Source organism: Mesorhizobium sp. M0496, from assembly GCF_040321205.1.
Lineage (GTDB): Bacteria > Pseudomonadota > Alphaproteobacteria > Rhizobiales > Rhizobiaceae > Mesorhizobium.
The window spans coordinates 25,788-40,692 of the sequence record NZ_JAMYRC010000031.1 but is presented as its reverse complement, the minus strand read 5'-3'; the positions used below and the strand labels follow the sequence as shown (position 1 = coordinate 40,692).

Below are 14,905 nucleotides of genomic sequence, written 5' to 3'. Positions count from 1 at the left end.
TGACAAGCCGCGGTGAAGTGGCTAGAAGCCCGCCCGCATGAGACGGGCTAGATGCCTGCATGCGGATGGTCCGTCACGACGTTGGCCTCGGGACGGTCAAAAGGCGGCTTGTGATCAACCGGAAAGTTTGGATTTAAAATCGGCGCGAGTGACGCCGCAAAGCTTGTGCGCACGGATCACGAGTATAAACTCAGGCCAATTTGAAGCCTGAGCAAGGAAGGTCAGTTTTCAGATGAATCTGCGCATATCGGGAAAACACATGGATATCGGCGATGCGTTCCGCACACGCATCAACGATCGTGTCGGCGAAGCGATCGGCAAATATTTCGATCGCGGCTTTGCCGGACACGTCACGGTCATCAAATCGGGCTCGCGCTATTCGGCGGATTGCATGATCCGGCTGGATTCGGGCGCTTCCCTGCAGGCCACCGGCGACGCCCAGGATCCGACATTGGCCTTCGAGGCCGCGGCGGATCGTCTGGAGACCCGCCTGAGGCGCTACAAGCGGCGGCTGAAGTCACACAGTTCAGGTGCCGCAAATGGCGAACCGACCGACATTGCCTACACGGTGATGGCGCCCCTTGCGGACGACGACGAGGACATTCCGGAGAATTTCGCACCTGCCATCGTTGCCGAATCGACCATGACGCTGAAGACCATGTCGGTGGCGTCGGCGGTCATCGAGCTCGACACCAAGGACAGCCCGGTCTTCGTCTTCCGCAACGCCGGAAACGACCAGCTCAACATCGTCTATCGCCGGCCCGATGGAAATATCGGCTGGATCGACCCGTCCACGACCAAGGTCGCACAAGCGTGACGACAAGGGTCGCACGGACGTGACGATAAGGGTCGCACGGGGATAAAAGCCGGCCGCACGAGGGGTGGGGACTGGTGACGGCAGGCGAACAAGGGATTTTCAAGAATGGATCTGAGCGATCTTATCAACGTTCCGGCGATACTGCCGGCGTTGAAGGCGAACTCCAAGAAGCAGCTGCTGCAACTGCTGTCCGAACGGGCAGCGGCGATTTCCGGCATTCCGGAACGGGAGGTGTTCGATACCATCCTGCAGCGTGAGCGGCTGGGCTCGACCGGCGTCGGCAACGGCATCGCCATTCCGCATGGCAAGCTGGCCGGCGTGAAGCGTATCGCCGGGGTTTTCGCTCGGCTGGAGACGCCGGTCGATTTCGAATCCCTGGACGATCAGCCGGTCGATCTGGTGTTTCTGCTGCTGGCGCCGGAAGGTGCGGGCGCCGATCATCTCAAGGCCTTGTCGCGCATCGCGCGGGTGCTGCGCGACGCCGACACGGTGGCCAAGATCAGGGGCACGCGCGACGCCGCGGCAATTCACGCGCTGTTGTCGGACACCCAGGCCTCGCACGCGGCCTGAATTTTCAGGACGAGACCGTCGCAAGGGCCGCCACGGGCGGCCCTGTTCGTTTCAATAGGGTATTATTCTTAGAGCCACGCAATTCCCTAGGGAAAGCGCTATGCGCTTTTCCCGGGAAAACCGTTTCACACTTTTCCTGGAATTGCTCTTAGTGAATGGCGACCGTGGTCAGGTCGTTTTCCATGGCGCCGGCCAGTGCACGGTCACGCGCATCCGAAAGCAGGATCGGCTGGCCATTGGCGGCAAACAGCGCCCACAGTTCCATGCCGGGCGCGATTTCGCCGAGGTTGGGGAACCGGCCGAGCAATTCGTCGCTCGAGACCTTTCTGAGATAAGCGACCGAGCCCTCGCCGAGATGAGCGAATTCGCCATTGGTCATGGTGATATTTTCAGTTCTGGTCATTTCAAAGCCTCCTTGGCGCGAGGACGCCGCTCAAGGCCATCCCGCATGAGAGCCATCGGTAAAGATCAGTCTTTCACCGATATGTTTATTTTCCGTACCAGCCGTTCGGACTCCGGCCGATCGAGATCGATCGACAAAAGGCCGTTCTTCAGTTCCGCCGCAATCACCCGCATGCCGTCGGCCAGCACGAAACAGCGCTGGAACTGGCGCGCGGCGATGCCGCGATGAAGAAATTCGCGCTCGGTGTCGTCGTTTTGACGGCCGCGCACGACCAACTGGTTTTCCTCCGTGGTGACATCGAGATCGCTTTCGGCGAAACCGGCGACGGCCAATGTGATGCGCAACCTCTCGGTCTTGCCGTCAGCGCCGCTGAGGCGTTCGATGTTGTAGGGAGGGTAGCTGTCACCGGATTTCGCCAGGCGTTCCAGAGTCTTTTCCATGGCGTCGAAACCAAGGAGAAGCGGGCTGGAAAAAGGCGTCATTCGGCTCATGTTACACTGTCCTCTCAAGAGCGACATAAAGTGGAAAAACCCAGATGGCATTTTTCCCGGTGGTCTTGATATGGTCCGCCCCGCGACCAAGTTCAAGCCGTCAATAGACCCGCCCAAAAGACCAGGTCGTGGACTCACAGGAATGATCGGCATGGCGCTTGAAACGGCGAGCAGATGCAAGGAGAAGCGCGCAGGCCGGGAGCGTCTTCCCAGGTCGAGCGGTTCGACATGGCAGCTCGCGGCCGCTTCGGCGTCATTTGGATGTTTCGGTCAGATTCATCCAGGTCCATGGCTTCGCCAAACAAGGAATTGAAATGCCCCAATCACGCAAGATCATCATCGACACGGATCCCGGCCAGGATGACGCCGTCGCCATTTTACTGGCGCTCGGCAGCTCCGAGCTGGAGATCGTCGGCATCACCGCCGTTGCCGGCAACGTGCCGCTGAAGCTTACCGAAAAGAACGCCCGCAAGATCTGCGAGCTGGCTGGCCGCCCGGACATCAAGGTCTATGCCGGCGCCATCCGGCCCTTGATGCGTGAACTGGTCACCGCCGAGGAAGTACATGGCAAGACAGGTCTCAACGGGCCGCAATTGCCCGAGCCGACGATGAAGCTGCAAGACCAGTACGCGGTCGATTTCATCGTCGAGACGCTGATGACGGAAGAAAGCGGCACGATCACGCTTTGCCCGCTCGGGCCGCTCACCAACATTGCGCTGGCGCTGATCCGCGAACCGCGCATCGCACCGCGCATCAAGGAAATCGTGCTGATGGGCGGCGGCTTCTTCGAAGGCGGCAACGTCACGCCGGCCGCCGAATTCAACATCTATGTCGATCCGCATGCCGCCGATGTCGTGCTCAAATCCGGCATTCCGATCGTGATGATGCCACTCGACGTCACCCACAAGGCGCTGACCACCGCCAAGCGCACGCAGACTTTCCGCGCACTCGGCACCAAGGTCGGTACCGCCACCGCGGAGATGCTGGAATTCTTCGAGCGTTTCGACGAAGAGAAATACGGTACCGACGGCGGGCCGCTGCACGACCCCTGCGTCATCGCCTATCTTCTGAAGCCTGAACTCTTCAAGGGTCGCAACTGCAACGTCAGCGTGGAAACCGCCTCGGAACTGACCATGGGCATGACCGTGATCGACTGGTGGGGCGTCACCAAGCGGCCGAAGAACGCCATGGTGATGCGCGACATCGACCATGACGGGTTTTTTGCGTTGCTGGTGGAGAGGTTGGGGCGGCTGTGAGAGCTTCCTTCTCTTCGTTTACGGGGAGAAGGTCCCGGCAGTGAGGATGAGGGGCGGCACAAACGCTGACTTGCTGTTTGCGACCCTGGAGCTGCCCCTCAACCGGTCGTTTCGCGACCACGCTCTCCCCGTAAACGGGGCGAGGGAAGAGGCGTGCTCACTTCGACCGTGAAAACGCCAGCCACAGACCGCCGCCGACCATGAAGCTGCCGCTGATCCTCGACAAAAGCTTGATGCGGTTGGCCGATAGCAGGCGCCCGGCGCGCCCGGCGGCCAGCGCGTAGGTCGAATCCGACATGGCCGCGAAGATCATGGCGGTGAGGCCCATGACGGCGATTTGCAGCGAGTAGTTGCCTTGTGACGAAATGAACTGCGGAAAGAAAGCGCCGAAGAAAATCAGAGTCTTGGGGTTGCTGAGCGCCACGAGCAGGCCCTGCAGGAAGAAGCCCCCGTGCGGCTTCCTGGCGGTCCCGTCAGCGTTCAACTTGCCCTTTGAGCGGAACATCTGGACGCCCATCCAGATCAGATAGGCGGCGCCGATCAGCCGCACCCATTCGAACCAATGGCCCATGCCTGAAATCAGCGTGTTGAGGCCGATGCCGACGATGGCGATCATCACGGCAAGCCCGGCCTGCGTGCCGGCGACATTGGCGAGACCGGCGCGGGTGCCATGGCGGATGCTGTTGGCGATGATCAGCGTGACCGTCGGACCGGGCACCAGGATGATGACGATGCAAGCGAGGACATAGGCGGCGTAGAGTTCGAGCGACATGATTTTTCCCTCTTTGTTGGAGCATGATCTTTTCCGAAACCGGCTCCCGCTTTTCGGGATCATGCTATAGGAATGCCGCCGATGCGGCGCAGCTGAGGATAATCAATGCATGGCAGCGCTGCCGGTGCAAGCCGGTGCGCGAAGCGCTCCGATACGCAGTCCAGCCGGCTCAGGCGCCGGGCTGCCAGGGCAGCGTCGCCTCATAGGCCGCTGCCGCCTTCAGCACGGCAAGGTCGCCGCGCGGCCGGCCGATCAGCTGCATGCCCATCGGCCGGCCCCGGCCGTCGAAGCCGACCGGCACGTTGACCGCCGGGCAGCCGCCCAGCGTGGCGAACGCTGATACCTGCATCCAGCGGTGGTAGCTGTCCATCGCTCGTCCGGCGACCTCACGGGGCCAATGCGTACTTACATCGAAGGGGAAGACCTGCGCGGTCGGTAGCGCAACGAGATCATAGCGGTCGAAGAGCGACAGCAGCGTGCGATGCCAGGAGGTGCGGATGACAGAGGCGGCGCGGATCTGCGGCCCCGTCAGCCGTATCGCGTTCTCCACTTCCCAGATGGCTTCCGGTTTGAGCAGGCGGCGTTTCGCGGGGTCGTCATAGTGTGTCTTGAGCGCGCAGCCGCTGCTGGCCTGGCGTAGCGTCACGAAGGCCTGCCACAGCGCTTCGAAATCGAAATCCGGCAGCAAGGGTTCGCTGGGGAAGGACGCATCCGCAAACCGGCCAAGTGCTGCCTCGCACAAATCGAGGATGCCGGGTTCGACCGGCAGATGACCGCCGAGGTCGCCGAACCATGCGATACGGCCGCCAGTCACTTTTGTTGCAAGCCCTTCGAGGAACGAGCCCGGTTTTTCATAGGACAATGGCGCATGCGGATGGTAGCCCGCCTGCACATCGAGCAGCAGCGCCATGTCGGCGACATTGCGGCCCATCGGTCCGTCGACGCCCATCTGCGCATGAAAGACCTCGAAATCCGGTCCGCCGGGAACAAGCCCCTGTGACGGGCGGAAGCCAAAAACATTGTTCCAGGCAGCCGGGTTGCGCAGCGAGCCGCCGAAGTCGCTGCCATCGGCGACCGGCACCATGTCGAGCGCCAGCGCCACCGCCGCGCCGCCGCTCGAGCCCCCGGCTGTCAGGGCCGGATCGAAGGCGTTGAGTGTCGGCCCGAACACGGTGTTATAGGTGTTGGAGCCAAGCCCGAATTCGGGGACGTTGGTCTTGCCGATGATTATGGCGCCGGCGTCGCGGATGCGCTCGACGAAGAAATCGTCTTCCTGGGGCACGAAATCGGCGAAGATCGGCGAGCCGAAAGACGTCCTGAGGCCCGTAGTCGACGCGAGATCCTTGATGGAGATCGGCAGGCCGAAGAGCGGGCCGGCTTCGACACTTGTCCGTCTGATATCGGCCGCGTCGGCTTCGCGCAGGATGTCGCTGCGGTCGCGCAAGGAGACGATGGCGTTGACCAGCGGGTTGACCGCTTCGATGCGGTCGAGGAATGCCGTCACCACCTCGCGCACGGAAAGTGTCTTCCGGCGGATCGCGTCGGCGAGCTCGATGGCGGACAGGCGGCAGATGTCACCGGCCGGCGGCACGGCATGTTTCGACCGAGGGCGCAGCATCTCAACGGGTTTCCTGCAAAGCCTGATCGACATCCCTGGCCAGCGGTATCGCCGGCTGGGCGCCAGGCTTGAGGCAAGCCATCGAGCCGGCCGCGCCAGCGCGCGCCAGCGCCTGTTCCAACGTGAGGCCGGACGACAGACCGGCGGCGAAATAGCCGCAGAACGTGTCGCCGGCGCCGACCGTGTCGACAGGCGTGATTTTCAGGGCCGGAACGTTGAGGAAATCGGTCGGCGTCGCCGCCATCACGCCGTCGCCGCCGAGCGTGACGACGATGGTGCGGCCGGTTTTCCGGGCAAAGTCGCGCATGCGTGCCGCCCGGTCGCGGCCGTTCAATGCCAAAGCTTCGCCATAAAGGTCGAACTCGGTTTCGTTGGCGACGGCATAGTCTGCCTTGCCGAGAAAGCCTGCTGCTTCGCCCTGGAAGGGTGCTGTGTTGAGCACGGTGATGGCGCCGGCCGCTCTTGCCTGGTCGAGTGCGCCATCGACCGTCGCAAGCGGGATCTCATGTTGCAGCAGCACGACATCGCCCTTTTTGAAAAAGGCCTTGGAGAGATCGCCGGGCACCACAGACGCGTTGGCGCCCGGTATCACGGCGATGATGTTCTCGCCGTCGTCGCCGACCATGATCAGCGCCGTGCCAGTCGAGGCGTGGGTCTCGGCGACGCCGGACAGGTCGACCTTGCCGTCGCGCAGCATCGCCAGCGCTTCGGCGGCGAAGCTGTCCTTGCCGACGGCGCCCACCATGCGCACCGAGGCACCGGCGCGCGCGGCGGCCAGCGCCTGGTTGGCGCCCTTGCCGCCGGGCGCCGTGGTGAAGGCCGAGCCGGACACCGTCTCGCCGGGGCTCGGCAGGCGGTCGACATTGGCGATAAGATCGAGGTTGATCGAGCCGATGACGATAATCAAGCAAGGCCTCCTGCCAGCGCAAATCCAAGATGTCGGAGCGCCCTTTGTCCGTCTGGGCGAACGCAGGTCGTTCCAATTGCGCGGGAAGCTACCCTGTAAGGCCGTGGCTTGCCAGACCACGCCAATGGTCCAGCTCGATTTGATGTGTCGTGGCTTATTCACAGCGCACGGTAACCGTGCCCTGATAATTGCCGGCGGGAAAGATACCGCTCGATTTGGTGGCGGTGAGGTCGATCTGCATAGGGTGGGTGCCGTTGACAACCCGCTGCGGCACGCTTCCGGTGTTGTCAGTCCCCGAGCCATCGAGGCGGAAGACCGAGGCGAAGGTCACATTGGTGCCGCCGCCGCTCGGCGCGGACGAGAATGCCGCTGGCGCCGGTGCCGAAACCGAATAGCAGTCCAGCAAGTTGAGCAAGGAGCACAGCAGCGAGCTTGCCACGATCGTGGCGCTCGCGCTCGATCCGCCTGCCTGCTTGGAGCCCAGTATGCCGATGGCCGGATTTGCGGTCATCGTTCCCGATGACCCGACCACGATGGTGCAGGTGCCGATGATCGCCGCTTGCACCGGAAGGCAGAAGCCGGCAAGTGCTGCCATCGCAAGCAGCGCGCGGCTATTTCTTCTTCTTTTTCTTGCCATCGCTGGTTCCGGTCCTGATGCTCCAGCCTTCGTTGGCCCATCCGGGTGATGCGGCCGCAGGAGCGCTGGCGGCCACGCTCGCCGTCTGGCCGTCGGCGCCGAGGCCCATTTTGAGGAGTTTCAGCTCCAGCTGCAGACGCTCGACCTCAAGCTCGTAGAGGCGACTGCAATCGACGCGCTTCGGCGTGCGCCCGATCGGGATCACCATCCGGCCATAGGTGGCAACGCTGTTGTCCGACTGGCTGTTGCCTCTGATGACGCCGAGATCGACATAGGCGCCGGTGCCGGAGACTGCGGAACGGCAAGTGGTGCCGTCCGCGGCATGGACCTCGTCCTGGCCCTGGGGCAAGGTGACGCCGGGCAGGTTGAAGCCGCTCTCATTCTGGTTGAGGTTGTAGACATCCTCTGCCAATGCCGGCGAGATGCCCGCCGACGCAGCCGCGAGCGCGAGTGTCAGGACTTGCGGTGCCCAAAAAACTTTCCGCATATCTGTGCCCTTATCTGCGTCTGTTGATTGGGAAAGGGGATGCTTTCGGTACAGATACGCACTTTACGCTCGGCGGCGCCGTCAAAGGACACGACCACAAGGACAGAACGGGAAGCCTGGGAAGCCAGTTGAAAGACATTCGGAGAGATCCTGGCGTCTACCGGCTGAAAATTCTGATCGTAGACATGGATTTCGACCCGGATCTTCCGGTCGTAGGGGTTGGCGGGGAAAACGCGGACCGCGAAGACGTCGGTGAAGCTGTTGACCTCGCCACGCATGGGCGACATCGACTGGGCCTTGGCGGCAATGGGCGCCAATCCGACGGCCAGTGCCGTCGCCAGGATTCGAGCATGTTTCAAAGCCCCCTCCTTCGCTGCGGCGTCATTCGCAGCGCAGCGTTACCGTTGCCTGATAGTTGCCGTTGGCGAAGCGATTGGCGCCACCCTTGGTGCCGGCGAGGTGGACCGAGACGAGATCGGCGCCGGGGGTGCCGATGCTGGTGGCCGAGCCGGTCTCAACGATAGAGTGCGCACCAGCGGCGGAGTAGGTCGGTGTCCAGGTCGTCGATGTGCTGTCAGCCGATGGCGCCGTCGTGGTGGTGACCGGATCGACGCTGAGCGACACACCTCCGGTCGTCGTCAGCGTCACGGTTCCAGCCGAGCCGCCGCTGTTGTGGGAGCTCAGGGACTGGAGATCGGGACTGACCGTCATCGTGCCGTTGGTGGCAACGACAAGCGTGCAGGTGGGCGCAATCGTGCCATTGAAAATGACATTTTGCTGCGTGGCCGATGCGGTCTGGTCAAAACAGGCAACCAGCAGAACTGCGCCGAAGGCGGCGCGAAACAATGTCATCGAGACCTCCCATCAAGCCGGATCGCCCGAATTAATAAGGGTCATCATCACTTTATCGTAGTTAATTTAGAGTTAACTAAAATAAATTCTAAAAACAACAACTGGGTAACCGGAGGTTGCTCTCGGTTGCAAGAAATAAAATTGACGCGTAAATCGCACTTATACTTGGAAATTATCCATATCTATATATCTCTGCGGCAAAACTCGGAAAATCGATATTCACGACACCTGCCCCGCTTCCCAGCCGAGGATGGCGCGCTTGCGGGTCAGACCCCAGTGATAGCCGGTGAGGTCGCCCGACTTGCCGATGGCGCGGTGGCAAGGCACCACGAAGGAGAGCGGGTTGGCGCCGTTGGCGGCACCGACGGCACGGCTGGCGCTCGGCGCGCCGATGCTGGCGGCGATCGAGGAATAGGTGCGCGCCTTGCCCATCGGAATCTTGAGCAGCGCCTCCCAGACGCGAACCTGGAAGTCGGTGCCGATCATGACGACATGCAGCGGCTGGTCGGGACGCCACAGCGTCGGGTCGAAGATGCGCGCGGCATAGGGGCCGGTGGCTGCCATGTCCTCGACATAGATGGCGTTCGGCCAGCGGCTGGACATGTCTGCGAAGGCGGCACGTTCCTCGCCGGGGTCGCTGAAGGCGAGGCCGGCAAGCCCGCGGTCGGTGGCCATGATCAGGGCCGTGCCGAACGGCGAGGAATGGTAGCCGTAGCGGATGGTGAGCCCGGCGCCGCGCGTCTTGTAGTCGCCCGGCGACATCGCCTCATGCGTGACGAACAGGTCATGCAGCCGGCCGGGGCCGGACATGCCCAATTCGAACGAGGTTTCGAGCAGCGGCATGCCGGAATCGAGCAGTCTGCGCGCATGATCCAGTGTCACCGCCTGCAGGAAGGCCTTGGGCGACAAGCCGGCCCAGCGGGTGAAAAGTTTCTGCAGGCCGGTCGGCGTCTCGCCGACCTCCTCGGCCAGTTCTTCGAGAGAAGGCTGATCGCGGTAATCGAGGCTGATCTTCTCGATGGCGCGGCGCACGATTTCATAGTCACTGCCTTGCGGCGTGATGTCCTTTTTGAGGACTGCTGTGTGTGTGCTCATGGAACTGTCTCCTTGAGCCGGAATATCGCCCCTTGGGGCGTCGATCGCCACCCGAAACTTGCCTTCCTGCGGCGCATACCCAGATAGACTCCGATTTCGAGCCCAGGAGTCGCTCATTACTGGCGAAAAAGTAGATCTCACCGGGGCAAAGGAGACCTTGCTGATGACGCTCTACGGCAAGGCGCTGGAGAGCCGGCTGCCGGATTCGCTGCTCGGAGATCATTTCGCCGACGAGGCGATGTGCAAGATCGACTATGATTTCTCCAGGCTCAAGGTCGACAACAATCTCGGCGTCGGCCTGGCGATCAGGGCAAAGACGCTGGACGTCCGCGTCGAGGACTTTCTCGCCAGAAATCCTGATGCCATCGTGCTGCACCTGGGTTGCGGGCTCGATACGCGCATCTTCCGTGTCGATCCACCATCAGGCGCGGACTGGTTCGACGTCGACTATCCCGAGGTCATCGAACTCAGGCGCAAGCTTTACCCCTCCCGGGAGCATTACCATCTGGTCGCCTCGTCGGTGACCGAGCCCGATTGGCTGGCTGAAGTGCCCCGCAACCGCCCGGCCATCGTGGTGGCGGAAGGACTGACGCCCTATCTCGCCGCCGACGAAGGGCCACGCTTGCTTGCGCGGCTTGTCGCGCATCTTGCCAGCGGCGAGCTGGTGTTCGACGCCTACAGCCGTTTCGGCCTGAAGCTGCTTCGTCTCAATCCGACCATCAAGGCGACGGGCGCCGAGGTCCACTGGGCGATCGATGATCCGCACGAATTGGAGCGAGCCGTTCCGAAGCTGCGATTCGTCGAGGACATCTCGGCCTACAAGCCCGAACACGCCGCCCGCATGGGCTGGTCCGCGAAACTGTTCATCCGCCTGTGGAGGTATATTCCTGCATTGCGAAAAATCGGCAGGCTGTTGCGTTATCGGTTCTGAGATATCCGCTCTGTTTGGCGCAATTCCCCAGGGAAAGCGCTGCGCGCTTTTCCCGGGAAAACCGCTTCACACTTTTCCTGGAATTGCTGCTAGCGCGTCTTGGCGGTCGCCAGCGCGCGTGAAAAAGCCGTGGCGAAGCTTTCTCGGGAGTCTGGGTCCAGGAAAGATCCGATCGGCACGTTCTGGCCTTGCCCTTCAACTGTCATCCTTGTGATGCCGATCTCGGCGTGACGGGCGACCGAAAACCGCGCCCAGAACGGGTTGAAGCGATGCGCTACCGATTTACCGGATGGCGCCGTCTTGCGGATGTCGAGACTGGTGCGCGAAACCGACACCTCCTCGCGGGCGCGGGCGGCCCGATAGTTGACGCGGAAGGCGATGTAGACGGCGACCACGTCGAGGCCGAAGAAGCCGAACACCGGCCAGGCGCCGCGCGACAGGAAAAACGCGCCTGTCGCCAACCAGCCGAACAGCAGCGCGCCCATCAGGATGAAGAAGCCTGTCCGGCCCAGCGACCGGTGCGGGGTCAATAGCGCCTGAAAGAATGGCTCGTCGGCCTGAAACGAGGCGTTTGTGTCGCTCATGAGGGGATATTATAGGAGGGAAATGGCGAGCCCCAAGTCCAAAGATTCTTCCACATCCAAAAAAGAGCTGTTGCCCGGCCGGCGCGATGGGTCGAATGCCAAACCGCGCCCGCGGCCGGTGCGAAGCTCGTCGCGCTACAGCCCGGCGGAAGTGCACGAGATATTCCGGCGCTTTTCGATCCAGCGGCCGGAACCGAAGGGCGAACTCGAGCATCTCAACGCCTTCACGCTGCTGGTCGCGGTGGTGCTATCGGCGCAAGCAACCGATGCCGGCGTCAACAAGGCGACGCGGGCGCTGTTCAAGGCCGCCGACACGCCGCAGAAGATGCTGGCGCTGGGCGAAGCCAAGGTCGGCGATACCATCAGAACCATCGGGCTCTGGCGCAACAAGGCCAAGAACGTCATCGCCCTGTCGGCGGCGCTGATCCGCGACCATGGCGGCGAGGTGCCCGACGACCGCGATGAATTGGTCAAGCTGCCGGGCGTCGGGCGCAAAACCGCCAATGTCGTGCTCAACATGGCCTTCGGCCAGCACACGATGGCTGTCGACACCCATATTCTGCGCATCGGCAACCGGCTCGGGCTGGCGCCCGGCAAGACGCCGGAACAGGTCGAGCAGGGGCTGCTCGAGATCATTCCGGACGAATATATGCGCCACGCCCATCACTGGCTGATCCTGCACGGCCGCTATGTCTGCAAGGCGCGCAAGCCGGATTGTCCGGCCTGCGTCATCGCCGACATCTGCAAGGCCGAGGAGAAGACGACCAGCATTCCAGCACCGCTGGTCGAGCTCGCGCCGCTCGCCTCAACGGCATAACTCTCCAAACGGCCTATCCTAGTAGCCGTAGCCGCGCGCCATCGCCGCCGCGAAGACCGGGATCAGCAGGAAGATGAAGGCCTCGGCGCGGATGTAGGTCTTTACGGAGGCGAGCTCGGTCGCCGGCACCAGGAACGAGGGATTGGCGCTCGCCTGCCTGTTCCAGGAAATGAAGCGCACCGTCGGGATGATCGACAGCAGGCCGACGATGCCAAACGACGCCATCTTGGCCCAGAACACCCAGTTGTAGACGTAGAATTCCCAACCCTTGAGGCCGTAGAAGACGCGGCCGATGCCGACGATGATGATCCGCGCGGCGATGATGCCATAATGGCGGTCGATGCCGGCGAGCCGCTTCAGCGTCGCTGCGGCCAGATCGCCGCGGATCAGGATGAATTCGGCGCCGATGATTCCCGCCAGCGAAAACACCAGCACATGATGGACAATGGCAAGCACAAGGTCGGTGGTATCCATGCTCGTTCCCTGGGTTTGACGGCACCGGCCCGCTCCTGAAAAAGGGGCTGCATGCTGAATCAGCCCATCGTGAAAATAACACCGTCGCGCAAAATTCCCATAGCGGAGCCTGGATGATGGGCCGTGTCGCCAGGGCTCCGCACTCAAGCTAACAAAAGACCTGACGACAGTTCGGCGGTGTCGGCTTTTGTGTCGGTAATAGGATTTTTTTCTTGATTCCGTGACCTCAGCTATGGTACATATTTGTCCATGGTGCTGATTTGCGCCAGTGACCCGCCACACAGGCGGGTTTTTCGTTTGATGCTCCATCAGCCGATGCGCAGGCGAAGGCTCCGAAGGAACCCGCAAACCCGAGTTTGTTGCCCTGGCCGTGTCGCCCTGGCCTTGCATCGCACCGGTGATTTGCTAAGTGCTGACGATCCGTGCGAGGCAGATCCCATGAACAATCCGCTAGCGACCACTGCCCCAGTCATCGAGACGAAGCGAACCATCCTGCGGGCACACCGGCGGGGAGATTTCGACGCCTATGCCGCGATGTGGACCGATCCCGTCGTCACCCGTTTCATCGGCGGCAAGCCGCGCACGCGCGAAGAGAGCTGGATGCGCTTCCTGCGTCACGCCGGCCTGTGGTCGCTGCTCGGTTATGGTTTCTGGGCGATCGAGGAGAAGGCGACCGGCCGTTTTATCGGCGAGGCCGGTTTTCACGATCTGAAGCGCGATATGGAGCCGTCGATCGAAGGCATTCCAGAGGCCGGTTGGGCGCTGGTTCCGGCCGTGCACGGGGCGGGCTTCGCCACCGAGGTGGTTGGCCGCGTGCTCGCATGGGGCGAAGAGACGTTCGGGCGGGAGAAGACCGTCTGCATCATCGATCCGGAAAACGCCGCTTCGCTGAGGGTAGCGGCGAAGTGCGGTTACCGGGAAGTGGTGCAGACCACCTATCACGATGCCGCCACCATCCTGCTGGCGCGGTGACCCCAGCGCCAGATTCAGATTTCAGGTCGAATCGACCTTAGGCGGCGTCATCGACTGGACATATCCGCTCTGCTAGCATCGATCATGGTGCGAAGGGGGATGATCGATGCGTGCATTCAAGACGACAGCCATGAAGTTCTTCTGGGCGGGGCTTGTTCTCGCGCTGACACTGCGGCTGGCCGCGGCCGACGCGACGGTGCCGACCGCCGATATCGAGGGCGCAGCCGACAACAATCTCGCCAAGCGCTACGAAGGTTCGTTCATCGTCTCCTATGAAAAGTTTGCCTTCACCGATTTCAGCGTGCCGCTGTCGCCGCTGAAGCCGAGCGCCGACCCGGACGCGCGTGATGCGATGAACAATCGTGTCTTCGCACCCGACAAGAAGGTCGAGGTCGAGGGCGCCTTGACCCGCATTGCCTATGTGCTGCCGGCCGAGCGCTCGCCTCTTGAGGTGCTGCGCAACTATCAGGATGTGATCGGGGCGGCCGGCGGCGAAATCCTGTTCGAATGCAAGAAGGAGGAATGCGGCGGCGCTGCCGACCGTTCGTCGAGTGGTGGCGGCGGCGACATGAGCCTGACGATGTATTCCTTCCATGAGAGCGATGTGAAGGACGCGGCATTCTCCAATGGCGCCTGCGCGCTGACGTCCGGCATCAACGACCAGCGCTATTTCTCGGCCAAGGTGCCGCAGGACGGCGGCGACGCCTATGTGACCGTGCAGACCTATTCGATGACCGACGATCTCTACTGCAAGGGACTTAACGGCCGCACCATTGCCGTCGTCCAGGTGCTGGAACCCAAGGCACGCGACAAGAAAATGGTGGTCGTCGAGGCGGCCAAGATGGCGGATTCACTCTCCGCCACCGGCAGCATTTCGCTCTACGGCATCTTCTTCGACACCGACAAGGCCGACATCAAGCCGGAGTCGGGACCAACGCTGAAGGAGATTTCGACGCTGCTGGCAAACGACCCGAAGATGGCCGTGATCGTCGTCGGCCACACCGACAATCAGGGCGCCTTCGAATACAATCTCGACCTGTCGTCGCGAAGGGCGCAAGCGGTCAAGGCGGCACTTGTGTCGCAGTACGGCATCGACGGGGCGCGGTTGACCGCTGCCGGCGCCGGCATGATGGCGCCTGTCGCCAGCAATGATGACGACGCGGGCCGCGCCAAGAACCGCCGCGTGGTTCTGGTCAAGTTGAACTGAGCGAGCCTTCCCAAC

The 14,905-nt window shown here is 62.3% G+C and carries 19 protein-coding genes; 7 read left to right on the top strand and 12 right to left on the bottom strand.

The features are described 5' to 3' along the window. Positions 1–232: 232 nt before the first annotated feature. Together hpf and ptsN are read left to right on the top strand one after the other, a co-directional pair. On the top strand, positions 233–817 hold the full coding sequence (hpf, locus tag NKI73_RS23345; protein ID WP_352633161.1) for a ribosome hibernation-promoting factor, HPF/YfiA family: 585 nt from the start codon (positions 233–235) through the stop codon (positions 815–817). Positions 818–922: 105 nt separating this feature from the next. After that, entirely contained in the window at positions 923–1,387 is a 465-nt protein-coding gene (ptsN, locus tag NKI73_RS23340) for a PTS IIA-like nitrogen regulatory protein PtsN (RefSeq protein WP_013529589.1), read from the top strand. Positions 1,388–1,535: 148 nt separating this feature from the next. Here the strand turns inward: ptsN and NKI73_RS23335 are convergent, their stop codons facing one another. Then, entirely contained in the window at positions 1,536–1,790 is a 255-nt protein-coding gene (locus NKI73_RS23335) for a BQ00720 family protein (RefSeq protein ID WP_023760740.1), read from the bottom strand. A gap of 65 nt (positions 1,791–1,855) precedes the next feature. Further along, a complete protein-coding gene (locus NKI73_RS23330; protein ID WP_006339191.1) occupies positions 1,856–2,281 on the bottom strand; it encodes an Hsp20 family protein in 426 nt (141 codons plus the stop codon). A gap of 314 nt (positions 2,282–2,595) precedes the next feature. Between NKI73_RS23330 and NKI73_RS23325 the strand changes: the two genes are divergently transcribed. Continuing rightward, the gene (locus NKI73_RS23325; protein ID WP_023760738.1) at positions 2,596–3,537 is read left to right on the top strand and encodes a nucleoside hydrolase; all 942 of its coding nucleotides are present in this window, start codon (positions 2,596–2,598) and stop codon (positions 3,535–3,537) included. Between the two features lie 157 nt (positions 3,538–3,694). Here NKI73_RS23325 and NKI73_RS23320 read toward each other — a convergent pair whose 3' ends face one another. The 8 genes from NKI73_RS23320 to NKI73_RS23285 all read right to left on the bottom strand — a co-directional run bounded on the left by NKI73_RS23320 (position 3,695) and on the right by NKI73_RS23285 (position 9,905). Beyond that, the gene (locus tag NKI73_RS23320; protein ID WP_352633160.1) at positions 3,695–4,309 is read right to left on the bottom strand and encodes a LysE family translocator; all 615 of its coding nucleotides are present in this window, start codon (positions 4,307–4,309) and stop codon (positions 3,695–3,697) included. A 169-nt stretch (positions 4,310–4,478) separates the two neighbouring features. Next, the gene (locus NKI73_RS23315) at positions 4,479–5,927 is read right to left on the bottom strand and encodes an amidase (protein WP_352633159.1); all 1,449 of its coding nucleotides are present in this window, start codon (positions 5,925–5,927) and stop codon (positions 4,479–4,481) included. A 1-nt stretch (position 5,928) separates the two neighbouring features. Next, positions 5,929–6,834, bottom strand: coding sequence for a ribokinase (locus NKI73_RS23310; protein WP_352633158.1), 906 nt, complete (start codon positions 6,832–6,834; stop codon positions 5,929–5,931). A gap of 154 nt (positions 6,835–6,988) precedes the next feature. After that, complete coding sequence (locus NKI73_RS23305) at positions 6,989–7,471, bottom strand: hypothetical protein (RefSeq protein ID WP_352633157.1); 483 nt, start codon at positions 7,469–7,471, stop codon at positions 6,989–6,991. Continuing rightward, positions 7,446–7,958, bottom strand: a complete 513-nt coding sequence (locus tag NKI73_RS23300) for a hypothetical protein (RefSeq protein WP_352633156.1) — start codon at positions 7,956–7,958, stop codon at positions 7,446–7,448. The genes NKI73_RS23305 and NKI73_RS23300 overlap by 26 nt, the downstream gene beginning before the upstream one ends. Continuing rightward, positions 7,925–8,317 carry a hypothetical protein gene (locus NKI73_RS23295; protein WP_352633155.1) on the bottom strand — a complete coding sequence of 131 codons (393 nt, stop codon included), beginning with the start codon at positions 8,315–8,317 and terminating at the stop codon, positions 7,925–7,927. Before NKI73_RS23295 ends, NKI73_RS23300 begins: the two co-directional genes overlap by 34 nt. Positions 8,318–8,339: 22 nt before the next feature. After that, entirely contained in the window at positions 8,340–8,810 is a 471-nt protein-coding gene (locus NKI73_RS23290) for a hypothetical protein (RefSeq protein ID WP_352633154.1), read from the bottom strand. 219 nt (positions 8,811–9,029) lie between these two features. Then, positions 9,030–9,905, bottom strand: coding sequence for a methylated-DNA--[protein]-cysteine S-methyltransferase (locus NKI73_RS23285; RefSeq protein WP_352633153.1), 876 nt, complete (start codon positions 9,903–9,905; stop codon positions 9,030–9,032). Positions 9,906–10,068: 163 nt separating this feature from the next. Between NKI73_RS23285 and NKI73_RS23280 the strand changes: the two genes are divergently transcribed. After that, positions 10,069–10,836 carry a class I SAM-dependent methyltransferase gene (locus tag NKI73_RS23280; protein WP_352633152.1) on the top strand — a complete coding sequence of 256 codons (768 nt, stop codon included), beginning with the start codon at positions 10,069–10,071 and terminating at the stop codon, positions 10,834–10,836. 89 nt (positions 10,837–10,925) lie between these two features. Here NKI73_RS23280 and NKI73_RS23275 read toward each other — a convergent pair whose 3' ends face one another. Then, the gene (locus NKI73_RS23275; RefSeq protein WP_352633151.1) at positions 10,926–11,420 is read right to left on the bottom strand and encodes a DUF2244 domain-containing protein; all 495 of its coding nucleotides are present in this window, start codon (positions 11,418–11,420) and stop codon (positions 10,926–10,928) included. A gap of 22 nt (positions 11,421–11,442) precedes the next feature. Between NKI73_RS23275 and nth the strand changes: the two genes are divergently transcribed. Further along, complete coding sequence (gene nth, locus NKI73_RS23270) at positions 11,443–12,237, top strand: endonuclease III (protein WP_352633150.1); 795 nt, start codon at positions 11,443–11,445, stop codon at positions 12,235–12,237. An 18-nt stretch (positions 12,238–12,255) separates the two neighbouring features. Here nth and NKI73_RS23265 read toward each other — a convergent pair whose 3' ends face one another. After that, entirely contained in the window at positions 12,256–12,711 is a 456-nt protein-coding gene (locus NKI73_RS23265) for a DUF2214 family protein (RefSeq protein ID WP_352633149.1), read from the bottom strand. A gap of 438 nt (positions 12,712–13,149) precedes the next feature. On the opposite strand from NKI73_RS23265, the gene NKI73_RS23260 reads away from it, so the two are divergent. Further along, positions 13,150–13,683: a GNAT family N-acetyltransferase gene (locus tag NKI73_RS23260; protein WP_352633148.1), complete on the top strand. Its 534-nt coding sequence runs from the start codon at positions 13,150–13,152 to the stop codon at positions 13,681–13,683. 106 nt (positions 13,684–13,789) lie between these two features. After that, on the top strand, positions 13,790–14,890 hold the full coding sequence (locus NKI73_RS23255) for an OmpA family protein (protein ID WP_352633147.1): 1,101 nt from the start codon (positions 13,790–13,792) through the stop codon (positions 14,888–14,890). Positions 14,891–14,905 lie beyond the last annotated feature (15 nt).